This is a genomic window from Mesorhizobium sp. M4A.F.Ca.ET.020.02.1.1 (genome assembly GCF_004022645.1).
Taxonomy (GTDB): domain Bacteria; phylum Pseudomonadota; class Alphaproteobacteria; order Rhizobiales; family Rhizobiaceae; genus Mesorhizobium.
Map to the genome: position 1 here is coordinate 1 of NZ_RZOI01000211.1, position 8,362 is coordinate 8,362.

Annotated in this window: 6 protein-coding genes, 1 tRNA gene and 2 pseudogenes; 2 read left to right on the forward strand and 7 right to left on the reverse strand. The window is 65.6% G+C overall.

The genetic code is table 11. The features are described 5' to 3' along the window. A pseudogene (locus EN742_RS39365) lies at positions 1-131 on the forward strand (EEP domain-containing protein); the annotation flags it as partial. Positions 132-309: 178 nt separating this feature from the next. Here EN742_RS39365 and EN742_RS15350 read toward each other — a convergent pair. From EN742_RS15350 to EN742_RS15360, 3 genes and pseudogenes are all read right to left on the reverse strand, one after another. Beyond that, on the reverse strand, positions 310-897 hold the full coding sequence (locus tag EN742_RS15350) for a GNAT family protein (RefSeq protein ID WP_126057797.1): 588 nt from the start codon (positions 895-897) through the stop codon (positions 310-312). A 118-nt stretch (positions 898-1,015) separates the two neighbouring features. After that, entirely contained in the window at positions 1,016-1,285 is a 270-nt protein-coding gene (gene rpmA, locus EN742_RS15355) for a 50S ribosomal protein L27 (protein ID WP_127404970.1), read from the reverse strand. A gap of 101 nt (positions 1,286-1,386) precedes the next feature. Beyond that, positions 1,387-2,070, reverse strand: a pseudogene (locus tag EN742_RS15360) (50S ribosomal protein L21). 394 nt (positions 2,071-2,464) lie between these two features. Between EN742_RS15360 and EN742_RS15365 the strand changes: the two are divergent. Then, a tRNA-Ser gene (locus tag EN742_RS15365) sits at positions 2,465-2,554 on the forward strand. A gap of 112 nt (positions 2,555-2,666) precedes the next feature. Here EN742_RS15365 and hutH read toward each other — a convergent pair. The 4 genes from hutH to EN742_RS39370 form a co-directional block, all read right to left on the reverse strand. Beyond that, the gene (gene hutH / locus EN742_RS15370; RefSeq protein ID WP_127404734.1) at positions 2,667-4,154 is read right to left on the reverse strand and encodes a histidine ammonia-lyase; all 1,488 of its coding nucleotides are present in this window, start codon (positions 4,152-4,154) and stop codon (positions 2,667-2,669) included. Positions 4,155-4,415: 261 nt separating this feature from the next. Then, complete coding sequence (gene recQ / locus EN742_RS15375; protein ID WP_127404737.1) at positions 4,416-6,257, reverse strand: DNA helicase RecQ; 1,842 nt, start codon at positions 6,255-6,257, stop codon at positions 4,416-4,418. After that, positions 6,257-6,403: a hypothetical protein gene (locus tag EN742_RS38115; protein ID WP_189347473.1), complete on the reverse strand. Its 147-nt coding sequence runs from the start codon at positions 6,401-6,403 to the stop codon at positions 6,257-6,259. The genes recQ and EN742_RS38115 overlap by 1 nt, the downstream gene beginning before the upstream one ends. Continuing rightward, entirely contained in the window at positions 6,400-7,980 is a 1,581-nt protein-coding gene (locus EN742_RS39370; RefSeq protein ID WP_245482189.1) for a hypothetical protein, read from the reverse strand. The genes EN742_RS38115 and EN742_RS39370 overlap by 4 nt, the downstream gene beginning before the upstream one ends. Between the last annotated feature and the right edge of the window lie 382 nt (positions 7,981-8,362).

Here is an 8,362-nt window from a genome sequence, read left to right on the forward strand (position 1 = left end):
ATGCGAGCCGCCACAAGCGCATCGACTACATCTTCACCAGCGCCTCGCTCGCCAGATCGCTGAAGCGCCTCTGGGTCGACCGGCAAGCGGTGGGTTCGGACCATCTGCCGGTCTGGGCCGAATTGGATTGACCTGGAAAACTTTCCGAACTGTCGAAGCGATGCGCTGATGTGTGTCGAGATTCAGGTCAGGCCGAGTCGAAAACGCTGGTTTCCGAGAACCGGAGCGGAGCGTGCTTGAGGCACGTGAGCACCGGAAGCACAGGAAACCAACGTTTGCAGACCGGCCTCACCTGAATATCGGCACACATCAAAAGTGGACCCAGTTGCGCAAGCTGGTCCACGTCTTGCGATCGAGCCGGTAGCGCTCGACCGGCACCTGGCCGGCGACGATCGAGTTCAGCATGCCCTGGCCGGCATACTGGAAGCCACACTTGTGAATGACCCGGCGAGAGGCCGGGTTGATGACCCGGGTCGAGGCCTGCAGCACCTGGATCGAGGTCCTCTGGAAGGCGAGGTCGACCAGCGCGTGCGCCGCTTCCGTGGCGTAGCCACGCTTCCAGTAAGGTTCACCGATCCAATAGCCGAGCTCCAGCCCGCGATCGGTGGTGTTGAGCCCCGCGCAGCCGACGAAGGTGCCGGTGCCGGCAAGCGTCAGCGCGTAGACGATGCCGGCGCGACGCGACGCCGCCATGGCGAGGAAGGCGCGTGCCTCGGCCTCGCCGTAGGGATGCGGCATGCGAACCAGCATCTCGGCCACGTGACGATTGTCGGCGAGCGCCACCAGTTGCCCGATGTCGCTGTCGCGCGGGGCGCGCATCACCAGCCGCTCGGTGGCCAGCACCGGGCAGTCTATCGCGTAACTTTCGTCGTCCGTGTCTTCCGCTTCGGCAACCATTTTCAGTCCTCCAGGCAAAGAAAAAGGGGAGATGGAAACCCATCTCCCCTGATCCTTTTCCTGGCCTGGCCAGACACCGGTTCCCGAGATGGGTGCCGGTGTTGTGGTGCGGAACCGGCTACTCCGCTGCTTTGGTAATCGGGTTCACCGAGACGTAGGTTCGGCCGTTGGCTTTTTTGTTGAAGGCGACTGCGCCGGCTTCGAGCGCAAACAGGGTGTGGTCCGTGCCCATGCCTACGTTGGTGCCCGGATGCCATTGCGTGCCGCGCTGACGAATGATGATGTTGCCGGCAAGCACGGCTTCGCCGCCGAACTTCTTCACGCCGAGCCGCTTGGAGTGCGAGTCGCGACCGTTGCGCGACGAACCGCCAGCTTTCTTGTGTGCCATCTAACTAACTCCGATACGCCGCGAGGGCGTTTGAATGGTCTTATGAACGCGTTCGCGTTCCGTTTCAAGTCCGATCCGGCGATCGTTTCGCCGGCTCCGCCTTACTTCTTCGCCAGCTCCTTGGCCTGCTCGCGCCAGTCCTTGATCTGGTCGGCGCTGAACGGCATGTGCTCGTCGATCTTGGCGACGTCCTTGTCGGTGAGCTTGGCGAGCTGCGCGAAGGTGATGATCCCCTGCTAGTTGAGGTCCTTGGCGGCAACCGGGCCGATGCCCTTGATCACCGTCAGGTCGTCCGGCTCGCCCTTCGGCGCCTTGAACAGCGGCGCGGCGGCTGCTTCGGCCTTGGCTTCTTCCTTCGGAGCAGCTTCCTTCTTGGCCTTGGCCTCCTTCGGAGCGGCTTCGGCCTTCGCCTCGACAGCAGCCTCGGCCTTGGCTTCCGGCTTGGCGGCGGCCTTCTTCGCCGGCTTGGCGCCACCCAGCAGGATCTCGGCGATCCTGACGGTGGTCAGAAGCTGGCGGTGGCCGATCTTGCGGCGCGAATTCTGCCGGCGGCGCTTCTTGAAAGCGATGACGGTGCGGTTCTTGCCCTGTTCGACGACTTCGGCCGTGACCAGAGCGCCATCGACGAACGGCGCGCCGAAGGTGACGTTCTCGCCCTCGCCATGCGCCAGCACATTGCCGATCTCGACGATGTCGCCGACCTTGGCTTCGAGTTTCTCGATCTTCAGGAGATCGTTGGCGGCGACGCGATACTGCTTGCCGCCCGTTTTGATGACTGCGAACATTTTTTGCCTTTCGCTGTTCGGTCGGCCTCGATGAACCGCATCGAGCGGTTCGGCCGTCTTTTTGTCAGTCTGCGGGTTCAAAAAACAAGCGGCGCGGAAGAACCCTCCACGCCGATTGCGCGCGTTCCCTAACCGAAGGTCCGGTCAAAGTCAAGGCAAGCAGCCGACACCATGAACGTCCGGCAGTTCGCGATGCCTGGGCCGGCTGCCGCCCGTATGCGAGGCGGACCATGACGCTCGCGGACTGGCCGTCTGCCGGCCCGTCGGAGCCGCCTGGCCGTGACCAAATCGACACCGCGTCAAAGAAGCCGCTCATCCGGCAGATTTGGCCTTGTAACCTTTACGTCCAGTCGTTATCTAGTGCGCCGCGCCGGCAACGGCCGACCATGACCGCGGAGAGGTGGCAGAGTGGTCGAATGCACCGCACTCGAAATGCGGCATGCTCGCAAGGGCATCGGGGGTTCGAATCCCTCCCTCTCCGCCAGCCTGCTCGCACTCCGAGCTTCGCGGAACAGCCCGCTCTATCGCGAAGCAGGTTGCCCCTCCGAAGCTTTGGCGCAGGCGGGCGGCTCGGAGCCTCTCCCGATATCTGCTTTTCACTGGCCCACATCGGCCTCGCGGATGAAATCGCGCAGCCTTTCCATGTCCCAGGACAGTGGGCGGTCGTCGCTGTAGTGCGCGACGCGCTGGCGGATGGCGCGATAGATGGCGTCGGTCCCTGGCGCCCGTGCCGCGCGGTCTGACAGGAAATCATGCGCTTGCGCGGCTGCCATGAGTTCGATCGCCAGAATATATTCGGCGTTGTCGATGACCGCCAAGAGCTTGTTGGCCGCCACCGTCGGGTGCGCCAGGAAATCTTCCTGCAAGCCGGATGTGACGCCGCCGTCGGTTGCTGCCGGCGCGGCAAGGCGCCGATTGACGTTGCTTAGCGAAGTGGCGGTGTACTGGGCGATCATGAAGCCCGAATTGCAACCGCCTTCCGCCGCCAGAAATGCCGGCAGATTATTGACCAGCGGATTGACCAGGCGGTCGATGCGACGTTCGCTCATGGCGGCAACCTGCGCCAGCGCAATCGTCAACCCGTCGGCGATCTGCCCGAGCGCGGCCGCGACCGGATGCGCCTGCGAAAACACCCGCGGGTCATCGAGCGAGCCGGATACGATGGGATTGTCGGTTACCGAAGCCAGTTCACGATCGACCAGTTGCGCGGAACGCTCCAGCACCTCACGCGCCGCGCCATGCACATGCGGCACCGCGCGGAGGCTGAGGGCGTCTTGCGTGCGACTGCCATGCGCAGCCGCGATCAGCCCGCTGCCGTCGAGCAGGCGCCGCAATGAAGCGCCAACCGACTGGATGCCGGGCGAAGGCCGCATGGCAAGCACATCTTCGTCGAAGGCCGCCATCTGCCCGCCGGCGGCCTCCAGCGTGAGCGCCGCGGCGGCATCGGCCCAACCCAATAGACGCTCGGCGCGAGCCACCGCGATGCTTGTCAGGCCGGTTGCGCACGCCGTGCCGTTGACGAGGCTCAAACCTTCCTTGGCGCCCAGCACCAGCGGCTCGAGGCCGATCTCGGCCAAAGCCTCGCGACCGTTCATCCTGCGCCCGGCGACCCTTGCCATGCCCTCGCCGATCAGCACCAGCGCTATATGGGCATTGTGCGTGAGATATCCGGCGGATCCCCGAGAAGGAACTTCCGGAATGCAGCCGCGCTCGAGGAAGGTGAGCAGATTGCGGACGATCTCAGGCCGCACGCCCGAATGGCCATGCGCGAAGTTTGCCACCTGCACGGCGATGATGGCGCGGATGCCGCGTTCGGGCGCCAGTTCGCCGACGCCGCAAGCGTGGCTGAGAATGATGTTGCGCGAGAGCTTCTCCTGGAGGGCCGGCGCCACCACCTGGCTCGAAAGCGCCCCGACGCCCGTATTCACACCATAGGCGCGGATGCCCTTTTCGACGAGGCTTGCCACGATGCGGTTCGCATGCGCGATGCGATCCCAGGCGGCCGGCGCCAACGCCAGCTTTTCGCCGTCTCCCACGCGCGCGATGTCGCGCCAATTTGCGGCATTGTCGATGATTATCGTCATTCGTGCATTCCACTTGGGGCTGACAGCCCTCAAAACCTGCGCTGGTTCCTCCAGCAGCGTCGTACCTAGAGCTTTTCCGGCACAGCCTTTGTCGGAATTTCGCCGCGGCGGGGGAAAAATTCAGCGGAACGTGGCTCCTGCCGATCGGCGTTCGGCAACTGCCGGCCGGAATGCGCGGTTGCGATCGCCGGACGTGGTCTGGGCAGACAGGGCGTCCGCGGCCCGGGAGTTTGTCCCTCGGTCTCGGCGGTTGCGCCTGACCTAGACCGCGCGATGCCCCGCGATAGCTTCGAGAAAGACCTCGCCGAACTCCCTCAGCTTGGCCTCGCCGACGCCGTTCACCTCGGCGAAGGCGTCGAGGTCGCGCGGGCGGCGGTCGGCCATGTCGATCAGCGTGCGGTCGGAGAAGACGACATAGGCCGGCACCTGGCGTTCTTTAGCCAGGCGCAGCCTCAGCGTCTTGAGCGTGGCGAGTAGCGCGGCATCCACGCCTTCCATGTCCGCTCCGCCACCCTCGGCGGAGCGCGCCTTGCCGCGCATGGAGCGGTGCCGGGTCTCGACGCGATACTCGAACGAGCCCTCGCCGCGACCGAGCACATGGCCGCTGTCGGAGATGGCGATACCGCCATGGCCGGCCGGATCGGGCACGAGAAACCCGCCTGCGACGAGCTGGCGGATCAGCGACAGCCACGCAGGCCGCTTGTGCGCCATGCCGCTGCCGAAGCTGGCAAGCCTTTGGTGGCTCCTGGCCAGCACCTTCTCGGTCTCATGGCCGAGCAGGATGTCGATGACATGGGCGGCGCCGAAACGTTCGCCGCTCTGGGCGACGGCGGCAAGGATCAACCGCGCCTCGGCGCTGCCGTCGGCGCGCGGCACCTGCTCGAGGCAGTTGTCGCAATTGCCGCACGGCTCGGCCAGTTCGCCGAAATAGCCGAGCAGCACCTGGCGCCGGCACTGCGCCGTCTCGCAATAGCCGATCAGCGTGTCGAGCCGGCCATGCGAGCGGCGCTTGTGCTCGGGCGCCGCATCTTCATCGTCGATGAACATGCGGCGCGTGCGGATGTCGCCGAGGCCGAACAGCATATGCGCCTCTGCCGGCCGGCCGTCACGGCCGGCGCGGCCGATCTCCTGGTAATAGGCTTCCAGGCTGCTGGGCAGGTCGGTGTGGACGACATAGGCGACGTCGGGCTTGTCGATGCCCATGCCGAAGGCGATGGTGGCCACCATGACGACGCCGGAGAGCGTCATGAAGGCGTTTTGATTCGCTTCACGCGCGTCCTTGCTCATGCCGGCATGATAGGCGAGCGCGGTGACGCCGTTCTTCTCGAGGAAGGCCGCCACCTCCTCCGTCTTCTTGCGCGACAGGCAATAGACGATGCCGCTGCGCCCTGGATGGCGTTCGATGAAGCGCAGCAACTGGCGCTTGCTGTCCTGCTTGGCCTCGATGGCAAGCTTGATGTTCGGCCGGTCGAAGCCCAGCACCAGGGTCTCGACGCGCCCGGAGAACAGCCGGGCTTCGATGTCGGCGCGAGTCCCTTCGTCCGCCGTCGCCGTCAGCGCGATGACGGGCACATCCGGGAAGATGCCGCCGAGCCGCGACAGGTCTTCATATTCGCGCCGGAACGCTGGCCCCCATTGCGAAATGCAATGCGCCTCGTCGATGGCGATCAGGCGGACGTCGAGCCTGGCCAGCGCATCGAGCATGCGCTCGGTCATCAGCCGCTCCGGCGCGAGATAGAGCAGCCGCGTCTGGCCCGACGCGACACGGCGCCAGGCGGCGACATTGGCCTCGCGGTCGAGCGAGGAATTGATCGTGTCGGCGGCCACACCCGCCAGACGCAGCGCCGCGACCTGGTCCTGCATCAGCGCCACCAGCGGCGACACGACGATGGTGAGCCCGCCCAGCACCAGCGCCGGGACCTGGTAGCAGAGCGATTTGCCGGCGCCGGTCGGCATCACCGCCAGCACATGGCGGCCGTTGAGCAGCGCTTCCATCACAGCGGCCTGGCCGGGGCGAAAATCGTCGTAGCCGAACACGTCCTTGAGGACGCGATGCTTGGCATCCCGTGCATCCGCCGGGACGCTCGCCGCCGATCTATGCATCACCCGATGGTCCCCGGTTTGGTCGAGGCGATGGTCTTAAAGGCAAGATCGCCCGAGCGCCACCCGCCGCGTGTTCCGCCTGCGTTCTGGTCGGCTGCCAGCGGGCGGATCATGCGCCGCTGCAGGCGCTCGATGACGCGACTCACTGTCCACGTTCGCCCTTTCCGGCGTTCAGATCTGACGGCAACTCATAACCGAATTCGCGGCAGAACATCTCGACGCGGGTGAGGAAGGCCGGCGGCAGACCCTGGAGATAGGTCCTGAGCGCCTCATTGCGTTCCCATTTCCGCAACGAGGTGGCGCGGATCGGATTATCCGCATCGGCGCTGAAGCGGATCGCCGGCGCGAGGCCGAACGCGCCGGAGATCCTCGCCTGCGCGGCATCCGGCTCGGCAATCAGATCCTCATAGCGCAGGTAGAGGATCTTGCGCGCCGGCTGGGCCTCGCGCAACCGGTTCAAGCCGGCATACTCCGCCCCCCAGCGTTCGGTCGTGACATGAAAGGGGCGCAGATGCACCGTCTGCGGATGCGCGCTGGTCAGCACGTCGAAAGGATGGCGCACACAATAGATCAGGCCGATGCCGGCGGGCAGTTGCCATAGCTGCTCGTGGCTTTGGGCAGTGCGCTTGACGACGAGACTGGCATGCGGGCGTTTCAGTTCGAGCAGCTTTGGAAAGGGCGATTCGAATTCATGGACATAGGTGTCGTCGAAACAGCCCATCAGCCGGCGGGCGAGCGTGGTTCCGCTGCGCGCGCAGCCGGCTATGAATATCCGCCTGGGCTGCTTGGTCCGGATCCCGAGGCGTCGAAGCCGTTCCGACAGCGGCGAGGCCACCCGGCGAATGGTTCTGGCAAGCCGGTCCGCCATCCGCTCCGGCATCGAATGGATTTCGGCCAGCGCTATGCCGCTCTCGCCGGCGGCGGCATAGAGCAGCCATGTCCGGCCGTCCTCCTCGAAGATCGCCGGATCGCGCAAGGCGTTTTCCCGGCCTCTTGCCAGCCCCGTCCGGCTGCGCCGGACAGGCTCGCCATTGCCTTCGAATCCACATGACGGCCGCAGCAGTTCGGTCTTGCCCCGCACCTTCCAGCGTTGCCAGTCCGGCGCGAGGTCGACGGTCCCGTGGAGGATCCGCTCCGGCGCATCGCCCCGGCGCGTGTAGTAGACCCTGAGCCGCTCGCCGCATGTCTGCACGGCGACATGCCTGGGGGAGAGACGGCGGCCCGAGGCAGGCAACAACACGGGGCCCGGCTCGAAGCCCGAAAGCCCGTCGCTGGAGCGCGACAGCGTGACGGTGCCGGTGCCGAAAAGCCCGTACCACCAGCCACCGTGGCGGAAGATCCGCGCATAGGATGGCCCGAGCGGCTCCGGACGGGGCTCGAAATGGATGCCGTCGGGCGAGGTTGCAGCAAAACTCGTCTGGCGACGGCCGCCGGCCTCGGTCGGTCCGTGAAAATACATGACCAGGCGGCGGCTCTGATCATCGACATGCACGTCCGGCGAAGCGATGTGCTCTCGCAGGAACGGGCATTGTTCGAGCGACAGCGCCCCGCCGGGATGGACCCGCCACGGACCCTGCGGCGAATCCGCGTAGGCGAGCCGGATATACGTGCCCGTGTGGTGGGCGAAATAGAGATAGTAGGCGCCGAGCCGGCCCGGCAGCCAGTCGGGTACCCTGATCAGCGACGGGCCGTTGATGTTGTCGCCATCGTCGCCCGGCAGCATGCCCGGCGTGATGATGGGCCCATGTCGCCGAACCGCCAGAACGACGCGAGTCCCGGGCTGACAAGCCTCTTTCCGGCCTTCGTTCAAGCTTTGCCTCTCCGCCCACGAACATGGTCAGATACGTGCATTTTCAGGTGCCTGCAAATGGCCTGGCTTATCCACAGGCGGGAGCGTCGCCGTGAACCTCATTCGAGCCCGCGTTAAACCTATCTTCACCATGTTGCGGCACCGTCCCAGTCCTGCGGTGATGTTTTGAGTACCGCGGCGCCACACGCGCCCAGGCAACATACCCGCGCCTCCCCGGAGGCGCGGGTTTTCTGTTTCCGTGCGCGGCAGATCGCCTTTGACTCCCCAGGACGGCTTCAGTATCAGCGGCCGGACC